We start from the raw sequence: 20,605 nt of genomic DNA, 5'->3' as shown, positions 1-20,605 counted from the left end.
CAAGATAATTCAACTGGATGCTTTAATTTCTTCACTTAGCTTTTTTTCCTTGCTGTAATGGAGTACAACATCGGAATGGTCTTCTCCAATCCTTTGATTTGATAATTGCCGGCTTCAATTTCTACTGTATTTTTAAAACAATTGTAAGGCGAATAATCATATTCTGCGAAGGATTCTATTTGAAGTCCATTGTTCAATAAACCTTGGAAAACTTCAGATAAGGAGTGGTTCCAAGAAACTTCCTCGGCAACAATGTCTGCATTCCGATCGGCATAAGTTCCTTCTTGGACTTCAATGATTGCACCATCATTAAAATAAGAATATTGGAACTTGCTGAAATCATAGTCAAACATCCAGACCACAGGATGGAACTCTACAAATACCAGTTTTCCTCCTGGCTTCAAGCATCTAGAAATGACCTCCGCCCAACGATTCAGGTCAGGTAGCCAACCGATAGTTCCGTAACTGGTAAAGACGATATCAAACTTTCCGTTCAGTGTAGCTGGGGCTTCATAGACATCCGAGCAGATAAATTCAGCATTTAGACCTAGTTGATCGTTTAATTTTTGAGCTTGTTCGATTGCTCGGTCAGAAAGGTCCAATCCCGTTATATTAGCGCCTAAGCGAGCAAGGGAAAGGCTATCTTGCCCAAAATGACATTGTAGGTGAAGGATTTCCTTGCCTTTAACATCTCCCAATAGCTCGATTTCAATAGGATTTAAAGAACTTTTCCCCTTTAAAAAGCCTTCGTTGTCATAAAAGTCACTGTCAACATGCGCTGCGGTTTTTTGATTCCACAGATTTTTGTTGATTTCCTTGTAATTATGTTGTTCTTTCATCGTTTATTGGTCCTACTGAGTGTCTGCATTCCGTTTCTCGGCAGCTACTTCTTTGTCTTCTTGGTTTGCTTCCAATTGATTGTCTTCTTGCTCTTCCTCAGCTCTTTCCTCAAATTGTATATGTACGAATATAGGAAAGTGATCGGAGTTATAGTTGTCCAATTTCTTTAATTCCCTCAATTTAAAATCGGCAGAGATAAATGCATGGTCCAAGGGGAATTGCATCAAAGGTTGTTTGGCGTGGAAGGTATTATAAAAACCTCTTCCTCTACGTGGATCGAGCAGTTCACTCATCTTAAGGAATAATTCGGTGGTATAGCTCCAGGCAACATCATTCAAGTCGCCAATAACTATCACCGGTAAATCACATTCCTTAGCTTTCTCTGCCACGATCAATAATTCCTTGTCCCTTTCTGTTGATCTTGGGTTTTCATTTGGAACAGGTGGAGTAGGGTGTACAGCATATACTTGGACAAGTTGTCCGGAAGGAAGCTCGATCTGGCAATCAATACTGGGTATTTCATCTTCCACAAGGTATTTCACCTCCGCATTATGGATTGGAAATTTAGAGTAAAATAACATCCCATAGGTATTGTCAATTGGAACTTTGACATGGTATTTGTATTCTGTTTCCAATGCCTGCGTTTGTCTATCCCATTCATGGCTAGTTTCTAATAGCAGCAAAAGATCAGGATTATTGCTATGGACAACACTCAAGCAACCTTTATAGTCATCGTTGTCCTCATACACATTGGAAATCATGACTTTCAGGCTATTCTTGTCATCAATTTTATCCGCCTTATAGACTTGTTTTTTCCAAACTGGAGTAAAGGGAAGGATTTGTTTGAGGAGATAGATGATATTGATGAGGATTAATATGCCAAAAACCAGCAGGACGGTATTTTGAAAATCTGCATGAATTAAATATATGATCAACCAGAGTATAGATAGGGCAAGTTTCTGGATTCTAGGGTATTCAAATACGCGAAAGGTCCAATGATCCTGACGGATCAGCGGCAGAAATGTGAAAATTAAAAGTAAACTCCCAAAGACAATTAGTGCGATCTCCATTTTACTAAAATAAGATAAAATTATTTTTGTTTGCCTAAGACTGAAAATGACCGCTAGGGAGTGATCCTTTTCCCCATGATGATGAGTCCCCTTTCCATGTCATCCAATTGCGCAATATTGGGCAGGTTTGCCCATTCCTCAAAATCAAAGTGCCTGAAAAGTTTCAGGCTTGGTTCGTTATGCGAGAATATAAAGCCTAACAGGGTTTTGATCCCCAGACTTGGAGCCTCTTTGATGGCATGTTCCAAAGCTGTTTTTCCCAGTCCCATTCCCCTTATGCTAGGGTCCAAATAAATGCTGATCTCCGCTGTAGCATTATAGGCCGGCCTGCCATAAAAGGATTGAAAACTGAGCCAGCCAACAGTTTTATCCTCCATTTCCAAAATCCATAAAGGTCTATGTTTGGCGTTATGCTCATAGAACCAATTGTTTCTGCTCTCAACGGATACAGGTTCTAGATCGGCGGTAACCATCCTGGAAGCAATCGTGCTATTGTATATTTCTACAATTCGGTCAAGGTCAGCATAGATGGCTTCTCTGAATTTAATGTTAGTCATGTGGATTTCTTTGGACAAATATAAGGTTTTGGGAGAGGTTTGAACCAGAATGCCTTTCCATCGTGCAATTATTAAATAATCTTGGTCCATCCTGTAATCATGTACCCTGAGCAGGGTCGGAGGGATCCTGGTTCAAACAGCAGGCGTATTAGGTACGCCCCAACAGTATTGGGGACAAGTATTTTTAATAATGCCTCGATTATATTATGATCTTGGTTTATCTTCTAATCCATTCTATCCTGGTTCATTTCCAGATCTTGGTCCATCCTCTTATCCATTCCATCCTGGTTCAAACAGCAACATATCAATCCCAGCATCCTCTTTTATTTATTGACTTTAAGATGTCCATTATTTTCGAATATTTTATTAAATTTCAATAATCTGAAAATCAGTGTTGTTACAATAAATCAATATACTATGGAACCAAGAAATAGGAAGAGTTACGATACGTTGAGCGAAGCGGTCAATGACTTGCAAAACATGGGTTATGTAGAGGATTTTGTGATTCAGGAAGATGGGGAGTGCTTGTTTTGCGTGGGGCGATCAAAGGAGCTTTCTCCAGAACAATTTGTGATTGATGAAATCTACCGTTTTGAGGGGATGACCGATCCGGGGGATGAAAGTATCTTGTTTGCTATTTCCTCGACGGATAATCTTATTAAAGGTCTTGTGATCAATAGCTTTGGTGCGGACTTTAGCTTTACAGCTTCAAGATTGGTGGAAGAATTGAACCGAAGAAAGAGAAATGATTAAACAGGTTGGTTTATTGTTTCTTTTCAATCTTGTACACGCATCGGTTTTCATCTGCTAATATATGTTTGACGCGATTCACTTCGAGGTCCTCGCCCAACAATGCCCTAAAGTTCTTGAGTTCTGCGCGGCAGAACTGCTGACATTCCGTTGCCGCAGCGCAAATGGGACAATGGTTTTCAATCAAGTAATAAGTCTGACCTTCCTTCTTCCATTCTGCCATATAGCCTTCTTCAGACCTGATTTGAGCCAACTTCTTTAATTTATCACTTGTGCTCTTGGAGCCCTTTAGTTTTTCCTCATAGCGTAAGAACGAACTTTTCTCACGATCGCTGATCAGCAGATCCAAGGCATTTTCACCTAATAGTGACTTGATGGATTGTAGGAGCTGTACCGTAATATCGGCGTGGTTATCTGGAAACTTTGCTAAGCCGGTCTGGCTCAAGGAATAATAGGTAAAGGGTCTGCCGACACCCGATTTCTTGCATACGCCATGTACCAGACCTTCCTCCGAAAGCTTTAATAATTGCTGCCTCGCACCTTCTTTTGTGATGCCTAATTCCTCCGCAATGCCAGCGGCATCAATTTCGCCGCGCATCTTCATCAACATAATTATTTTGTCTGAATTGTTCTTCTTCATTAGCCAAGTTATTTCTTGCTTTATTCTAACAAATATAATTAAATAATTTCAATAGATTTTTTCGAAGGAAAATAGGAAAAATCTATAATTACCAATAATACACTGTTTTTACAGCTGTAATAGGTTATTTTACTGTTAAACCGGTATTAATTCTATTTTAATAAAACAAGTTGAGGCTTGTTTTATTCAAGCTATTTTTTAACTTTGATTCATACGATCTAGAATCGATTGTTGGCTATTAATCCATTAATACAACCTTATCATGGAGAACTACATATTATCCTTTCGGGCGCCTTTAAATGCACTTTTGCAAAGGCAACAGATTTTTGAAAAGTTAGCTCGTGAATATCCTCAATTGGGTCCCATATCGATTGATATGGATGATAAACAATATGTCATGAATGTAAATGCTCCTGGGCGGCTGGAGAATGATATTCAAAACACCTTGTTGAGCTACGGATTCCGCGTCGCTTTCTTAAAAGCCGATCTGGTTAAAGTACTTGATCCTAAGGTCAAGATTGCTTAATATTTTTTCATTTCTATTTGTCAGGCGGGTCTTTCAGAAGAGGGATCCGCTTTTTTGTTGTGCTAAAAGCAGCATATTCTGTCGTAACCGAGCAAACCAGCCTAACTTTATGAAAGTTTTTAATAATTATTAAGTGTTTTATTTAATGATTTATGTGCCTAGATTTCGATTTAAGCAAGAAAACGCCTTTTAAACAAGAAATTTTACAGGATGGTACAGGATGGATCGATAATGGAATCTTTTTAGATTTGGACAAAGGGCATTGGTACTGCTTTAAAAATAAAACCTAAACTCAACCTTGGTGAAGGGTTATAATTACAATAGGATGGGCCTTGCATAATTATAACCCCTTACTTTATAAAAAAAATCATTGAATAAAAACATAAACAACATACAAGATCATCATTAATTAAATTGGTTCATAAGGGTTATCAATACCCGTTTCTGTAAATTCCCCAAAGCCCTTTGGGGAATTTTTTTTACCTTTCTCTTGTCGATAAAGTTTTGAAAATTTATCGATTTCCATTGGTCAAAATTCTAACTGAAATTCTTGGTTGCATTTAGGCCAAGTCTTGTTTTAGTCTTGGTCTTATTCGAGACATATTTTGAAATTTCCGAATATGTCTCGAACAAGACCAAAAGGAGGGTCGAAGGGTATATTCCATGAAAAATTTTTTTTAGAAAAAAAATTAGACAAAATTTTATCCTAAAATCTTAAGGTAAGAAGAAAACAGAATCTGATTAAATAATGTATTTTTGATTATGTCAAAAGAACAATTTTCGGGATTTACTTTTAGAAAAGCTTTGCCAGAAGAGGCAGAGTTGGTTTGGTCCATTATGCAAGAAGCTATTGATAAGCGGCGTGAAGAAGGGAGTCGGCAATGGCAAGATGGATATCCTAATCTGGATGTCGTGAAAACGGATATTGAAAAAGGATACGGATATGTGAGCATTGACCCTGCCGGTCAATTGACAGGCTATTTAGCCTTAATTTTCGACGGGGAACCAGCCTATGAGGCCATTGCTGATCAATGGTTGACTAATCGGCCTTTCTCGGTAGTGCATAGGATTGCCGTTTCCCAAACTACTTACGTAAAGGGACAGGCAACCTGGATGCTGGAGGAAGCACAGCAGGTAAGTTTGGATAAGGGGTACTTAAGCATGAAGGTCGATACCAATTTTGATAATACGGGGATGTTGCGGGTATTGGAAAAGTTAGGTTATGTATATTGTGGGGAAGTATACTTCCGTGGAAGTGCAAGGAAAGCTTTTGAAAAGAAATTAGATGAATAAAAAAGGGAAAAATAAAATCTTAAAATAAATAGAAAGAGGTTCTTAGGAACCTCTTTTTTTGATGAAATACTTTTTTTTCTGTCACCAAACCCAAAAAATAAACAGGATTTATTTAATAAAGTTTGTTTGGAAGATTAAAAAATTAACTCGGTAGTTTTCCAACACGCATAATGATCTTCCAAGTTACCTGTTTAGCCTCTTCTTCATCGGTCCAAAAAGGCTGTAATTCTTCCTTCAATTTAAAGAGAGGGTTCCTTTCCTCTTGCTGTATATACCGTTGGGTAGCTGACCAGCTCAACAGATGACCTAAAAAGTCCTGCAGTTTATATTTTTTACGGATATAGAATTCAGGGGGCTCGATTTCCCGGAAAGGGAAGGGTATGGTGGTGTATCCTTGTTGCAATAATTTGATTTCAGATGGCCAGTAAGGTCCGACGGTCTTATCATGGAAATTTTGGGTAATGGGGTCGATGTTCTTGTCGACCTGAGGGACAGCATAGGCCCATACCGCAATGATTCCATCTTTTTTTAGGACTCTTTTTGCAGCTTCGTAGAATTTATCGATATCGAACCAATGTATGGCCTGAGCTACGGTGATAATATCGACAGTATGTGCAGGAAGGCTAGGTTCTTCGGCTTTTTCCACATGGTAGGTAACCTTTTCATGCTGAAAAGCATTTTTGATCTGAGCCTCGCTAGGATCCGAGGCATAGACTTGGTCATAGAAATCGGCTAAATGTATGGCAGATTGCCCATTTCCCGTACCACAGTCCCACGCCAAGGCATGCGCTGGAGTTAAGTTGCTGAGATAATCATACAGTTCATGAGGGTATGATGGTCTAAACTGAGCATAAATAGATGCTTGTTTAGAGAAGTTGTCGCTAAATGTTGCCATAGTACCTTTTTATTACATCTATTTGTCTCTTAAATCTACGAATAATTGATGAGCAAAAAAGCTATTGTTTGAGATAATTTTTATTGATTATTAAGAGGATACGGATTTAGTAGATTTTTGTTGACAGAAGATTTGACAGACAGGTCTTTTTTAAAAAATGAATTTATCGAGATCTAATTCACAGAAAAAAGAAGGGGATCCTTCATAATCAAAAATTTCTCCGATTTCGAAGCCCATTTTTTTGAGAACGTTCAGCGACCCGATGTTTTCAGGATGTACGGTGGCATACAGATTTTTTAGGTTCATGACTTCTTTGGCATATATGACGGTCGCAATGCAGGCTTCTGAAGCGTATCCATTTCCCCAATGTTTTCTTTTCAATCTGTAACCCAGATCATAAAAATTGCTCCTGTCGTTTAAGGGGTAATCGATGTACTTTAAGCCGCACCATCCAATCATTTCCATATTGTCCTTTTTGACGATTGCCCAGCGCCCTATTCCATTTTCTTGGTATTGCTTTTGGATAAATTGTATGGCCTCATCGATTTCCTGTATGGATTCTATAGGTTGGTTGAAGATGTACCGATGGACTAGAGGGTCTGAATCCATCTCAAACATGTCGATTCGGTCTGTTAATGAAATTTGCCGGAGAATAAGCCTTTTGGTTTCAGAAATTGGAGACATCATTGAATTCAGTTTAATTTTTGGCTACTTGAAAATACAAAAATATAGTTGTTGGCGCAATTTTTAATTTATTTGTCGAAATAATCTGACAAAAAACAGGAGAAACTACAAATTATATTTGGCGATTTATGGCTTAATTATCTAATTTAGAGGCTTAATAAATCAAAAAAGTTTAATAAATCGTATTTTACCTACCTAAGAAAATCATAGTCAAAAGTCATCAGCCTTGATGACTTTTTTTTTGGGGTCATTGCTCAGGATCAGCCGAGTTTCTGTAGGGACCTTCTTGGTAATCGGGAAAAGCAGGAGTTTCCATCCTTAATAATTAACAATTACTTAATGTTTCTCTATCAAAATTTTATCTAACAATACCATCTTTTATAAAAAATTCAATTAATAAAATAATGAAAGAAATGTTTTTTAGATAAGTTTAAAGAGGTTAATGTCTTGGTTTTTAGTTTAGTGAAAAAATATTTGCAAAGAGTTATTTATTGTGAATCAATAATTCCGACACTTTCTCTTTATTAAAAAAATAATAAAAAATATGTTTTAATATTAAATTAATTTAAATATAGTTATTTTTGCAGAGGTAATTCCTTTGGGTAGTAGTTAAAATTTATTGCTGATTAAAAGTGCTAATCGCAGTGAACTGAACTGTATATGTACATACGATTCGGTTGAATAGTTTATTGACTAGGAGCGATTACGAACATGATTGGGGAGGAGTAGTAAGCTTTTGAAATATCTTAATTATTTTAATATGGAAATACCAAACAACACCTTGGAAGGGCAGGATCTTGAAAGGAAACTACAGGATGTCGCTGCGAATTGTTTTACCACATCAAAAAACTTGGAGAACTTGAGTGTTGAGCAACGGTCGCAGATTGTCGATTTATTTGATCGCATTAAATATAAGGACATTATCGATCAAGGATTTTGGAGTTTAGGCGGTGGATTGAACCATTATAAACTCAGTTTAAACGAGATCAAATTAACTTTATTGGAAATTTTGTCTTCGTGTTCAGACGAAAAGGAAAGATTGATCCTAAAGGAGATGTTTCTTTTCTTAAATATTCTTGATGAACCAAGTTTCTATCAGTTATTTGCCTTGAGACAATTGATACACTGTCCAGAAGAAATATTTGACGAGAAAGTCAAAGAAATCTCGGGAAATTATTTTGAATAATCATTCAACCCTTTTAGGCATCGGCAGATAGGGCAACCTCTCCATTAGTCCTGGTCTTCTGCTTGTTTTGAACCAGGGTAAATAAAAATCCTCTTATTTAGGGTGGGATTTGCCAGCTGACTGATGCCTTTTGTTTTAACGGATAATTTATGGAAAATTGACCAATATTTCCTAAATTTATCCCTAAAGGAGCAATAATTTATTTCTGTTTAAATAGATGCTCTGCAAAACCAAATAAACTTATATGTTTTTGACACCAATCAGCCCTGAGCACCAGTTTTTCAGGGAGAGTTTACGTTCATTTATTAAAAAAGAGATCCTTCCTCATATTGATCAATGGGAGAGTGAAGGTAAAATTGATAAAGCCATCTGGCGAAAAATGGGTGAGATGGGTTATTTAGGCTTAAATTTCCCTGAGGAATATGGCGGCTTGGACCTTGATTTTTATTACTCCCTTATTTTTTGTGAAGAACTATCCCATTGCTTTTCTGGCGGATTTACCATTTCAGTCCTAGTTACTGAATATATGTCTGCACCTTATCTATTAAAATATGGCTCAGCATTTCTGAAAGAAAAATACCTCAGTAAGGTGATTACAGGAGAATTAATCAGTGCTATCGCCATTACAGAACCTGGAGCAGGTTCCGATGTGCAAAATATAAAAACTACAGCGACTGATGAGGGTGATTATTACTTGGTCAATGGTTCCAAGACCTTTATCACCAATGGTTATTACGGTGATTTTTATATCACTGTGGTAAAAACAGATCCTAAAGCTGGATCTTCCGGAATCAGCTTGTTGTTAATTGATCGGGAATCTGAAGGTTTAACAACCAATAAAATTCAGAAATTGGGATGGCATGCTTCCGATACAGCAGAACTTGCTTTTGATAATGTAAAGGTTCCTAAAGACCATTTGATTGGCGAGTTGGGTAAGGGATTTAAATATTTGATGGGGGGATTGCAGCTGGAGCGTTTGACCGCTGCCATACATAGTCTGGCAACAGCGGAATCTGCAGTCGATTATACCCTACAGTATCTCAAAGAAAGGTCTGCTTTTAACAAACAATTGAAGGATTTTCAAGTTATTCGTCATAGGGTGTCGCAGATGATGGCTGATATTGAAGTGTTAAAAAGCTTTGTCTACCACTGCTGTGACCTGGAGAATCAGAAAAAATATGCCGTAAAGGAATGTTCCATTGCAAAACTGCAATGCAGTGAGCTGGCCATCAAGGTTGTGGGGGAATGTTTGCAGTTGTTTGGAGGCTATGGCTTTACAGAAGACTATAAAATTTCCAGGTTATACCGAGATGTTCGCGTAGGAACGATCATTGGCGGAACCTCCGAAATTATGCTTGAAATTCTGTCAAAGATATTCATTGATGAAGTGGATTATGAAAAACGTTAAATAACCGATGTAAATAAGAGGATAATGAGTAAAATTAAGGAGAGAATCAAAGAGCAAATCAGTGTCAGTAAAAATGCTGATGGGGTCTATCAATTGAGATGGATCAACGTAAGATCGCGCCCACATGATCTTTCATTGGATGAATTTAAGTTCTGTATCGAACTACTTCTTTCTGTCCTTAAAAAAAATGATTGTACCAGTCTACAATTGATCTTGGAAGGAAAGTTTAGGGATGCAGACTATGAAGAATTGATCTATACGGCCGGAAAGGAAGGCTTTCTGACAAAGTTAGAGCATATCGATGAAATGATCATCGAGCTTTCTGAAATCGACAAACCTACAGTTGTATTATTTGATAAAGCTTGTACAGGCTTGGCAGCAGCTTTTTTGTTGCTGTTTGATCAACGAATTGGGATCGGTCCTAAAGCCAAGATGGGATTTCCGGAAGGCGCCTTTGGTATGCTGACCGGAAACGGAAGCTTCACAAAGCTTTTAGGGCTTGTGGATGCAGAGTTGGTTTTTGACCTGTTGAACTCGGGTAGGATGATAAAACCTGAGGAAGCCGAAAAAGCAGGTCTTCTTCAAGACAGGATCAGTTCTTGGGAACAGGTCCAAGCTTGGCTTCAGGAAAATTCAACCTTCAACAGTGAGGATAAATTTAAATGGAAGGTAGATCCTGATCAGTTGTCAGCAGCTATACAGCAATTAAATGCCAAATCGATGAAGCCTTTGTTGATGACAGAGGTGTTGTTGAGTTTGATCCAGAACTCGGAAGGACAGAGTTTTAAAGACTTATTGACCAAGGAACACTTGGCTTATTTAGGACTATTGACCGCAAAGGAAACATTGGCAAGGGTAAGGACCTTCCATTATGCCGTAGAGGATGCAATTGCCATGTGCAAGGAGGTTGAGCAGGAAGAGATCAATAAGGTCGCTGTCATTGGGGCAGGGATGATGGGATCGGGGATTGCGTATGAGGTTGCAAAAGCAGGGATTGACGTGATCCTAAAGGATGTTGATCTGCAAAACGCAGAAAGGGGAAGAGCCTATTCCGAAAAGCTGTGCAACAAGCTGATCGAATTAAATAAAATGAAGGAGGATGATAAGCCTAAGATTTTGGAACGAATTCTTCCTACGGATCAATTAGAGGATTTAGATGGTGCTGAAATCATTGTTGAAGCGGTCTTTGAAGATAAACGGTTAAAAGCGGAAGTCATCAATGAAAGCAAGCGATTTCTAGCGCAGAGCGGTTTGTTTGCTTCCAATACAACTTCGCTTCCCATCAGTAAATTATCTAAATCATTTGATGATCCAAGTCGATTTATAGGTCTGCACTTTTTTTCGCCCGTTGACCGAATGGCCCTGGTAGAGGTTATCCGCGGCAAGGAGACTTCGGAGGAAACATTGGACAAAGCTTTGAGTTTTGTTGGCAAATTGAAAAAGATACCCATTGTGGTGAATGATGGGCCTGCATTCTTTACCTCGCGGATATTTTTCTATTACCTTTTAGAAGGAATCACCATGTTGTTGGAAGGTGTTCCTACGGAAAGAATTGAAGAAGCTGCAAAAAACGCGGGTTTTGGCGTTGGGCCATTAGCGGTTTTGGATGAGATATCCTTGCCATTGATGGTGCATGTATATGAGCAGCTTCCTGATATGAGCTTCAGCCAGAAAAGAGTTTATAACTACCTGCAAAGAATGATCAAGAAAGGGAGAACTGGCAGGAAATCTAGTCGTGGATTCTATGATTACCCCGATAATAAGCCGAAAAAATACTATGCCGATCCAGAGTTAAAGGATCTCGATAGCCAAATCTCGGCAAAGGATATCCAAGATCGATTACTGGCCGTCTTAGCCTTGGACAGTTACCGCTGTTTAGAGGAAGGGATTTTATTTAGCCCGATTGACGGTGATCTAGGTTCGGTCATGGGATTAGGATATCCGGTCCAGACCGGAGGCGTATTTGGATATATCGATATGATTGGGTTGGATGAATTCATCAAGATCTGCGAGAACTTTGGACAGTATGGTGATGAATGGGAAATTCCAGATTCATTAATCAAATTGAGAGACGAAGGATTCCAGTTCTATGATGGATTTGAATCTAATTGGGTAGATGAATAGGAGGCTGTTCAGAAAACTTTCAGATAAAGATAGTAGAATTGGGCTTATGAAGATAAGCCCAATTTTGTTTTATAGTCATCCTTCTGAAAGACTCAGCCAATGGTGATTATTAAGATTGTAATTCACCTTCTTTGTTACTTTTTCGTGGAAAATTATCCAAATTGAAGAAGGAGCTCATGGATACCAATTCTATTGTTACTTTTGACGCCTAAAAGTAACCAAACCGAAGAAGGAGCTGATGGATAACAATTCTATTGTTACTTTTGAAGCCTAAAAGTAACCAAACTTACAAAGGAGCTGATGGATAACAATTCTATTGTTACTTTTGAAGCCCAAAAGTAACCAAAAGGCTTCGGCTCATTTAAGATGGCTTTTCGCACGTACCTCCGCACATGAAAAGAATGCCTTGTTGTCGGGAATATCTTTCAAAAGATCATCCCTTTTGATGGGATGATCTTCTGAAAGCATTCCAAGGCCAATCCCATCGCACAGGGCAACGGCATTCTTTCCATTTTTCCGCCATTGGAAATGAGCCGGGGGCTAAAGAGCTTCCTTTGGAAGGATTATTTCTGTATTGAATAACCTCCAGGGGGTGGATCTTTGTGGAATCTGAATGTTTGAAATGGTGAACCCACAGCGTGGGTGAAATGTTTTTCTATACCCTTTCTGTGTCACCCTGAGGGCTCGCCGAAGGGTCTCGGAACTATCCATACTTCACTTGAAATGGTTTTCTCATCTTACGATTTCGAAATGACACACTTCTCTAAATAAAATAAAAAATAGATTCTTCGTTTCACTCTGAATCCCTCTTTAGTGCATTGTGATTCTGAACGGAATGTGAGGAATCTGTACGGTTCTCCTCACTAACTGCTTGTCATCCTTAACCGAAGGCTAAGGAACTGTACGCCAATGTTATGCGTCATTGATTAAGTCTGTAAAATTCCGATATCCTTCCTTCGTGCCAATGACAAGTCTGTTAAATCTGTGTTTTTCCTGATGAATTTTTCTTTTGGCGGACTACTGCCCATGGATGGGCGGAATTATATTAGGTGGTCTATTAACTAGAACATGGGTGGCTTCGTCAGAAATCTGAATTTATCTAAAGTATGTAAGTGGCGGGCGTATGTAATACGCCCCCCACGAAAAGGTGCTTAAATTTGGTCTAGAAAGCTATGTTCAATTCCACGATCTTGCTCTATCCTCTCATCCTTTTCATCCTGGTCCAAAACCTAAATCTTGGTCTATCCTCTAATCCTTCCCATCCTGGTTCAAAAAAAGCGGCCTGTTCAGCCGCTTCTTTATTTATACCATTAAATCCACTAATTCATGGACAGGGATATCTTTAATCTTATCGTAATCCAGGGTGTTTTCAAGAATTGTTTTCTGTTGTTTTTCTGCGAAGACCCTTGCAAGATTGATTTTATACTTTTCGATCAGTTTCGGGATTCCTTCATCACGGCGTCTACGGTGACCAATAGGATATTCCACTACCACCTCTTCCAATATCCTTCCGTCATTCAACTCAACGGTCAAGGCGTTAGCGATTGATCTTTTTTCAGGATCGTGGTAATCTTTGCTGAATTGAGGATCCTCGAAACAGGTTATTTTTTCCCTAAGGGCGTCGATCCTAAGATCTGCAGCAACATTATCTTCGTAGTCAGCAGCTGTCAGTCGACCAAAGATTAAAGGAACGGCCACCATATATTGGATAGCATGGTCACGATCCGCAGGATTATGTAGTGGACCTTTTTTATCTATGATCCGGATGGCTGCTTCGTGAGTCCTGATTTTGATACTCTTGATGTCATCGGATGATTTTCCGGCATCTTTTAATTGCTGATGCAAGGTCATCGCTGCCTCCACTGCAGTTTGAGAGTGGAACTCAGCTGGGAATGAAATCTTGAAAAGGACGTTTTCCATAACATAAGTTCCGTATGGGCGTTGGAATTTAAATGCATTTCCTTTAAAGGAGACATCATAAAATCCCCACACCGGAGCGGTCAATACGGAAGGATATCCCATTTCACCTTTTTGGGCAATCAAAGCCAAGCGAACTGCTCTGGAAGTTGCATCTCCAGCCGCCCAAGATTTACGGCTACCCGTATTAGGTGCATGTCTATAGGTCCTGAGTGACTGTCCATCTACAAAGGCAAGGGAAAGCGCATTGATCAGTTCCTCTTTGTTCAATCCCAATAGTTTGCTCACCACGGCTGTTGAAGCCACCTTTACCAAGATAACGTGATCAAGCCCAACCTTATTAAAGGAGTTTTCCAATGCCAGGACGCCTTGAACTTCATGGGCCATGATCATGGATTCCAAAACGTCCAACATGATCAAAGGTTTTTTGCCGGCAGCAACCCTGTTTCTGGAAATCCAATCGGCAACGGCGAGGATTCCGCCCAAGTTATCTGAAGGGTGTCCCCATTCTGCGGCTAACCAGGTGTCATTGAAATCTAGCCAACGGACCATGGCGCCAATATTGAATGCGGCTTGGATAGGGTCTAATTGAAAAGGTGTCCCTGGGACCTTAGCACCATTTGGAACTACCGTTCCGGGAACAATGGGGCCCATTAATTTTGTGCAAGCGGGATAGGTTAGAGCTTCAAAGCCACAGCCTATAGTGTCAAGGAAACAATAGTGAGCTGTTTTTAAAGCTAAATCACTATTGATTTTAAAATCAAGGATATAATCTGCAATATCAACCAAAACCTGGTCAGGATTTGGTCTGTTGTTTGGAATATGTGATGACATTCTAATATATAAGTGTTTTTGTATTAATTTTTTCTTTCTGCTATGGGGATAAATTCTCTATTTTCCGGGCCTGTATAATTGGCGCTAGGCCTAATGATTTTACCGTCTTGGCGCTGTTCAATCACATGGGCGCCCCATCCCGAAATCCTGGACATGACAAACAGAGGCGTGAACATATCGGTAGGGATTCCCATTATATGGTAGGCCACCGCAGAAAACCAGTCCAGATTCGGGAACATACGTTTTTCATCCCACATTACGGTTTCTATCCGCTCGGCGATATCGAATAAACGCATATCTCCACTTTCTTCGGAGAGTTTTTTTGCAATTTTCTTTATGACTTGATTTCTTGGATCGGCGATGGTATAGACAGGGTGTCCAAAGCCGATGATGACTTCTTTATTCGCCAATCTCTTTTTGATATCGGCTTCGGCTTCGTCAGCGTTGGCATACCGTTCCTGGATTTCATAGGCTACCTCATTTGCGCCGCCATGTTTTGGACCACGTAGCGCACCAATGGCCCCAGCGATACAGGAATAGATATCAGAACCTGTACCGGCAATGACCCTAGCTGTAAAAGTCGATGCATTGAATTCATGCTCAGCATAGAGGTTTAGGGAAACCTGCATGGCCTCTACCCAAGAATCACTTGGTTTTTTTCCGTGCAATAGATGAAGGAAATGGCCACCGATTGTCGCATCATCTGTTTTTACATTGATTTCCTTTTGATTATGACTGTAATGGTACCAGTAGAGTAGGGCAGAACCCATGCTTGCCATTAATCGATCGATAATATTTCTGGTTGTTTCCACCTCGTGCTGGAGGGGCTCGGGCTCAAGATTGCCAAAAACCGAAACCGAAGTCCGGAGTAAATCCATGGGATGCGCAAATTCTGGGATCAATTTCAGTACCTCTTTTAATTGCTGTGGAAGTCCACGGTCCTTGATCAGTTTTTGCTGGTAAGAATCCAGTTCTTTTTGAGTTGGAAGATGTTCATGGATCAACAGGTAAGCTACTTCTTCAAAGCTAGCTTTTTCTGCAAGGTCCAAGATGTCGTAACCTCTATAATGAAGGTCATTTCCGCTTTTACCGACGGTACAAAGGCTTGTATTTCCAGCAGGAACACCCGAAAGGGCAACGCTTTTTTTAGGTTTGAAACCTGATTCATTTGCTTCTTTCATATTATTTGTTTTTAAACAATTGGTCTAGTTCGTTTTCATACCGATAATAGTCGATACTTTGATAAAGTTCTTCCCGAGTTTGCATGCTGTCGATAACTTGCGCTTGGGAACCATCCTTTCTGATATGCTGGTAGACATTGAGGGCAGCTTTGTTGGCCGCACGAAATGCTGATAGCGGATACAGGACGATGGAGACGCGCACATCCTTTAATTGCTGAACAGTGTATAAGTCTGTTTTTCCAAATTCTGTTATGTTGGCTAGGATCGGTAAGCCTGTAGCTTCAGCGAATCGTAGGTAATCCTCCAATTTGGTCACTGCTTCTGCAAAAATGAAATCAGCCCCAGCAATTTGATAGGCAACGGCACGTTCCAAGGCCTTGTCCAACCCCTCGGAGGCAATGGCATCTGTCCTTGCTCCAATTTGAAAATCAGGGTCTGTCCGTGCATGCACTGCAGCCTTGATCCTATCAACCATCTCTTCAGTAGAGACCAGTTCCTTGCCGGGTCTATGGCCGCATCGTTTTGCACCGACCTGGTCTTCCATGTGGATACCGGCGGCACCTGCTTTTTCCAAGGATTTGATCGTTCTGGCGATGTTGAATGCCGAGGGACCAAAGCCAGTGTCGATATCTACCAATAAGGGCAGCGAGCACACGTTGGTGATCCGCTGCACATCGATCAGGACATCCTCTAACGTGGTGATCCCGAGATCAGGGATTCCTAATGAACCAGCTGCTACGCCACCACCGGATAGGTAAATGGCTTTAAATCCAGATTGTTCCGCCAATAATGCATGGTTAGCATTAATAGCGCCTACGACCTGTAAAGGGGTTTCAGATTGAATAGCTTCTTTAAATTTACGACCTGCAGAATCCTTCATATATGTGACGGGATAAATAGTTTATAAAATGATAATGGTAAGGGAAAATGAACTAAGGTAACGTCAATTTGCCTCTCTCTTAAAGGTAGGAAAATTTATGGGTTATCGGAATTTTTATGCTGGAAAAGATGAATAAGAAATTGGCCTTAATAGATAGGGAATAGACTGATTTTGAAAGCCATTGAATTAAGGGTAAAGGCTTCTGGTTTCAATAAACAGATCGATTTGGTTCAGGACTTTTTTCAGATCCTTAATTACTTCATGGGACCAGAACCTGAATACCGTATAGCCTAGATCACGCAAGGCCTTGTTGTTGAAGAAATCCTTTTGCATATTTCTTTCGATTTTTGGAATCCAAAAAGCTTGGTTGCTCTTTATTTTCGATTTTACATTTTCCCAATCATAGCCATGCCAAAATTCACCATCGACAAAGATGGCTAATTTGTATCGGTGGATGACGATATCTGGGCTTCCCGGAAGTTTCTTTTGATGGATTCGGTATCGGATGTTTTTATTCCAAAGTGCTTTGCGCAATATAAGTTCGGGTTTAGAGTTTTTGCCTTTGATCTTAGACATTATCTTACTTCGCTTTTTACTGGTATAAAATCCTTTCGACTCCTCAAAGCGAGGAACTTGTATTGGGCTGTCATTGTAAAACTTATTAACCATCTACTAAAATTAAGGAAAATGTGTGATTTCTGAAGTAATAGGAAAGGTTTTGTAAGAATAGTTATACTTATACTGGCTTGACTTTTCCTAGTAATATTTAATTTGCTGCAAAATTTGTTAAGTGTTGTTTTTTTTCTATTTTGAGTTACAGTAAACCTAGATTTCTAACAAAACCTACTTAACTAATGAAAAAACAGAAGAGTTATTTTAGGACCCTGACAAAGATTCTATTGTTCAGTGGCTCCCTTAGTATGGTTCCCATTTCTCCATTATTTGCGAGTCCGGCAGTCTATACGGCCCCTCAGCAAAAAATCACGGGAACGGTCAAAGACTCAAAGGGGGAGGCCCTTTCCGGTGCGACAATCACCTTGAAAGGAAGCAGAATTAAGACCCAGACGGATGTCAACGGGAATTTTGAATTGTCGGATGTGCCAGCAGGATCGACCTTAACGGTCACCATGATCGGCTTTTTAAACCAGGATGTTCCTGTAACAGGGAATTCAGTAAATGTAGTCTTATCAGAAGATGCGCAAGGACTGGATGAAGTGGTGGTGGTTGGTTATGGTTCCTTGGACAAAAAGGAACTGACCAGTGCCGTAACTACCATCAAGCCCAAAGATTTTGTTCCAGGTACAGTTTCGCCGTTACTTTCGATGCAGGGCAAGGTTGCAGGCCTGAATGTTTCATCAAACAACGGTAGCGACCCGAACTCATCGGTCAGTGTACAATTGCGCGGAGTAAACTCCGTTAACGCCTCACAAGGTCCATTGGTGGTAATTGATGGGGTACCTGGAGGTGATGTGAACTCGGTTGCCAAAGAAGACATCGAATCCATTTCGGTTCTTCGAGATGCATCCGCAGCTGCCATTTACGGTACACGTGCATCCGGGGGTGTCATCTTGATCACTACCAAAAGGCCACAGATCGGAAAACCAACTGTAAACTTTACATCCGAGTACTTTATGGAAACGGTTCGGAAGCGACCACAAGTTTTATCACCAGAGAAATTTGTGGAAGTTGGCCTTGGAGACGACCTAGGCCATAGAACCGATTGGTATGATGAAGTCACCAATAAGAACCCTTTCAGTCACCGTCAAGTGCTGAATGTCAGTGGAGGTTCGGAAGATGCCAACGTCTATGCCACTTTCGTAAAAAGAGATGCCAAGGGTATTGCACTTGGATCTAAAAGAGGGGAGATCGGCGGTCGTGTCAATACCAATTTCAGGTTTTTTGATGGATTTGCAGAATTGTCAACCAATGCCAGTTATAACCAAGTAGATGCCGATTTTACCAATAATGACATCTTCAATATGGCCATGGTATTAAATCCAACCGAAACGCCATACAATGCTAATGACCTGACCGGCTATAATGTTTTGGTCGGAGGTTATGATTATTGGAATCCAGTTGCTGAAGTTATGTTAAGAGATGATAGAAGGCAATATCGCTACCTATTAGCGAACTCAACCTTGAAATTGAATCTTACTGACTATTTAAGCACCAGTGCTACCGTTGGTATCAAAAGTAATTCAGAGCATGGAAGTTTCTTCCGTTCGGCACAACATCGCTTATCTAGACAGGACGGAATCGATGGATATGCAAGTCAGGCATTCCAACGTAATTTGGATCGTGTTTTTGAATGGACGGTAAATTATACCAGACGTTGGGAAGAACATTCGGTCAATGCCGTTGGAGGTTATAGTTATCAAGATTTCAATGGCCGCGGCTTTGATATGAATAACTCTGATTTTCCAGTTGACGGTATCAAAGAAAACGACATGGGGACAGGTTCGTTTTTGCCGGATGGGCGTGCTGGAATGGGTTCATGGAGAAATCCATGGGTGAAATTGGCTGCCTTCTTTGGACGTGTTAATTATTCCTATCTAGACCGATATATTGTGACAGCTACTGCTCGATATGAGGGCTCTTCGAAGTTTGCTCCAGAAAACCGTTGGGGATTCTTCCCAGGTCTATCCTTAGGCTGGAGAATGTCTCAGGAACCGTTTATGAAAGATGTCACCTTTATTGATGACTTAAAATTCAGAGCGGGATACGGTGAGACAGGAAATGAGGGCTTCGGTGCCGAGGTATCAACACGGATGTACTCAGCGGATACTTGGTTCTTGCAAAACGGACAATGGTTCCGTACCTATGGGGTGAAACATAACCAGAACCCAGGCATTAAATGGGAAGTGAAAAAAGAATACAACTTAGGAATGGACTTTACCATCCTGAACAATAAGTTGAGTGGTCGATTTGATATCTATAAACGTAAGATTGATGACCTGATCTATGATATTTCTGTTTCGCAACCTCCGGCGATCCACGATAAAACAACGATGAACGTGGGTAGTATGGAGAATAACGGTTTTGAATTTGAGTTGAATTACAATGCTGTTCAAAAAGAGAATTTCAGTTACAGAACTTCAGTTGTTGCTTCGCACAATACGAGTAAATTAAATTCACTATGGGGAAGCCAGACGTTTTCTGATCGTAAGGGATTCCCAGCTCCAGGTTCTCCGGGATCTGCTGTTAGGTTGTATCCAGGAGAGGAAATCGGAAGGTTCTTCTTATGGCAGTTTGCTGGATTTACCGATGATGGCTATTGGATGTTATACGATAAGGACGGTAATGCCTTCGACGTACGCGACAAGAACAAAACTGTAGGTGATAAGAAATTTGTTGGACAAGCGATTCCTACCATTCAGTTGTCATGGAACAATGAGTTTACCTATAAAAATTGGGATGCCAATATTTATATGAGAAGCTGGATCGGTCATGATGTTTTCAATATGATCAATATGTACTACAGCTTACCAAATGTAAAGGGACAGAATGTATTGGATGAGGCTTATGAAAAACATAAGGATATCAAGGGTGAAAAAGAACTATCTGATTACTGGTTGGAAAAAGGGACTTTCTTGAAAGTGGATGCAATCAATATTGGTTACACGTTCAACAGGGAAATGATAAAGCCATTTAAGAGCTTGAGAGTTTATGCAACTGGAAGAGATCTTTTTGTATTCACCAAATACAGCGGATTGGATCCTGAGGTGAACATCAACGGATTGGATCCAGGCTTTGAGGAAAGGAATGTTTATCCAAAGACAAGAACCTTTATGATGGGCTTACAACTTAATTTTTAATGAAA

17 protein-coding genes are annotated in these 20,605 nt (G+C 40.0%); 7 read left to right on the top strand and 10 right to left on the bottom strand.

What is annotated here, in order from left to right:
• Positions 1–35: 35 nt before the first annotated feature.
• The 3 genes from NMK93_RS12475 to NMK93_RS12465 are packed head-to-tail and all read right to left on the bottom strand — an operon-like array spanning position 36 to position 2,467.
• Positions 36–839: a class I SAM-dependent methyltransferase gene (locus tag NMK93_RS12475; RefSeq protein WP_254527654.1), complete on the bottom strand. Its 804-nt coding sequence runs from the start codon at positions 837–839 to the stop codon at positions 36–38.
• A gap of 12 nt (positions 840–851) precedes the next feature.
• The gene (locus tag NMK93_RS12470) at positions 852–1,910 is read right to left on the bottom strand and encodes an endonuclease/exonuclease/phosphatase family protein (protein WP_254527653.1); all 1,059 of its coding nucleotides are present in this window, start codon (positions 1,908–1,910) and stop codon (positions 852–854) included.
• Positions 1,911–1,963: 53 nt separating this feature from the next.
• The gene (locus NMK93_RS12465) at positions 1,964–2,467 is read right to left on the bottom strand and encodes a GNAT family N-acetyltransferase (protein ID WP_185212583.1); all 504 of its coding nucleotides are present in this window, start codon (positions 2,465–2,467) and stop codon (positions 1,964–1,966) included.
• Positions 2,468–2,884: 417 nt separating this feature from the next.
• Between NMK93_RS12465 and NMK93_RS12460 the strand changes: the two genes are divergently transcribed.
• A complete protein-coding gene (locus NMK93_RS12460) occupies positions 2,885–3,220 on the top strand; it encodes a phosphoribosylpyrophosphate synthetase (protein ID WP_185216808.1) in 336 nt (111 codons plus the stop codon).
• A gap of 10 nt (positions 3,221–3,230) precedes the next feature.
• On the opposite strand, the gene NMK93_RS12455 is transcribed toward NMK93_RS12460, so the two are convergent.
• Positions 3,231–3,857, bottom strand: a complete 627-nt coding sequence (locus NMK93_RS12455) for a metalloregulator ArsR/SmtB family transcription factor (protein ID WP_185212581.1) — start codon at positions 3,855–3,857, stop codon at positions 3,231–3,233.
• Between the two features lie 262 nt (positions 3,858–4,119).
• Between NMK93_RS12455 and NMK93_RS12450 the strand changes: the two genes are divergently transcribed.
• Entirely contained in the window at positions 4,120–4,383 is a 264-nt protein-coding gene (locus NMK93_RS12450; RefSeq protein ID WP_254527652.1) for a hypothetical protein, read from the top strand.
• Between the two features lie 762 nt (positions 4,384–5,145).
• Positions 5,146–5,676, top strand: a complete 531-nt coding sequence (locus tag NMK93_RS12445; RefSeq protein WP_254527651.1) for a GNAT family N-acetyltransferase — start codon at positions 5,146–5,148, stop codon at positions 5,674–5,676.
• 142 nt (positions 5,677–5,818) lie between these two features.
• Here the strand turns inward: NMK93_RS12445 and NMK93_RS12440 are convergent, their stop codons facing one another.
• Positions 5,819–6,571, bottom strand: coding sequence for a class I SAM-dependent methyltransferase (locus NMK93_RS12440; RefSeq protein WP_254527650.1), 753 nt, complete (start codon positions 6,569–6,571; stop codon positions 5,819–5,821).
• Positions 6,572–6,721: 150 nt separating this feature from the next.
• Positions 6,722–7,258 (bottom strand): GNAT family N-acetyltransferase, encoded by a 537-nt coding sequence (locus tag NMK93_RS12435; RefSeq protein ID WP_254527649.1) that lies wholly within the window; start codon positions 7,256–7,258, stop codon positions 6,722–6,724.
• Positions 7,259–8,015: 757 nt separating this feature from the next.
• Between NMK93_RS12435 and NMK93_RS12430 the strand changes: the two genes are divergently transcribed.
• From NMK93_RS12430 to NMK93_RS12420, 3 genes are all read left to right on the top strand, one after another.
• Positions 8,016–8,441: a hypothetical protein gene (locus NMK93_RS12430; protein ID WP_185212577.1), complete on the top strand. Its 426-nt coding sequence runs from the start codon at positions 8,016–8,018 to the stop codon at positions 8,439–8,441.
• 244 nt (positions 8,442–8,685) lie between these two features.
• The gene (locus NMK93_RS12425) at positions 8,686–9,849 is read left to right on the top strand and encodes an acyl-CoA dehydrogenase family protein (protein WP_254527648.1); all 1,164 of its coding nucleotides are present in this window, start codon (positions 8,686–8,688) and stop codon (positions 9,847–9,849) included.
• A 24-nt stretch (positions 9,850–9,873) separates the two neighbouring features.
• Positions 9,874–11,973: a 3-hydroxyacyl-CoA dehydrogenase NAD-binding domain-containing protein gene (locus tag NMK93_RS12420; protein WP_254527647.1), complete on the top strand. Its 2,100-nt coding sequence runs from the start codon at positions 9,874–9,876 to the stop codon at positions 11,971–11,973.
• 1,302 nt (positions 11,974–13,275) lie between these two features.
• On the opposite strand, the gene NMK93_RS12415 is transcribed toward NMK93_RS12420, so the two are convergent.
• The 4 genes from NMK93_RS12415 to NMK93_RS12400 form a co-directional block, all read right to left on the bottom strand.
• The gene (locus NMK93_RS12415) at positions 13,276–14,724 is read right to left on the bottom strand and encodes a bifunctional 2-methylcitrate dehydratase/aconitate hydratase (RefSeq protein WP_254527646.1); all 1,449 of its coding nucleotides are present in this window, start codon (positions 14,722–14,724) and stop codon (positions 13,276–13,278) included.
• Between the two features lie 23 nt (positions 14,725–14,747).
• Positions 14,748–15,905 (bottom strand): 2-methylcitrate synthase, encoded by a 1,158-nt coding sequence (gene prpC, locus NMK93_RS12410; protein ID WP_185212573.1) that lies wholly within the window; start codon positions 15,903–15,905, stop codon positions 14,748–14,750.
• A gap of 1 nt (position 15,906) precedes the next feature.
• Positions 15,907–16,785 carry a methylisocitrate lyase gene (gene prpB, locus NMK93_RS12405; protein WP_185212572.1) on the bottom strand — a complete coding sequence of 293 codons (879 nt, stop codon included), beginning with the start codon at positions 16,783–16,785 and terminating at the stop codon, positions 15,907–15,909.
• A 186-nt stretch (positions 16,786–16,971) separates the two neighbouring features.
• Complete coding sequence (locus NMK93_RS12400; RefSeq protein ID WP_185212571.1) at positions 16,972–17,454, bottom strand: very short patch repair endonuclease; 483 nt, start codon at positions 17,452–17,454, stop codon at positions 16,972–16,974.
• Between the two features lie 185 nt (positions 17,455–17,639).
• Between NMK93_RS12400 and NMK93_RS12395 the strand changes: the two genes are divergently transcribed.
• On the top strand, positions 17,640–20,600 hold the full coding sequence (locus tag NMK93_RS12395) for a SusC/RagA family TonB-linked outer membrane protein (protein ID WP_185216796.1): 2,961 nt from the start codon (positions 17,640–17,642) through the stop codon (positions 20,598–20,600).
• Positions 20,601–20,605: the final 5 nt, after the last annotated feature.

Source organism: Sphingobacterium sp. LZ7M1, from assembly GCF_024296865.1.
Taxonomy (GTDB): domain Bacteria; phylum Bacteroidota; class Bacteroidia; order Sphingobacteriales; family Sphingobacteriaceae; genus Sphingobacterium.
This window is presented reverse-complemented; position numbering and strand designations above follow the sequence as displayed.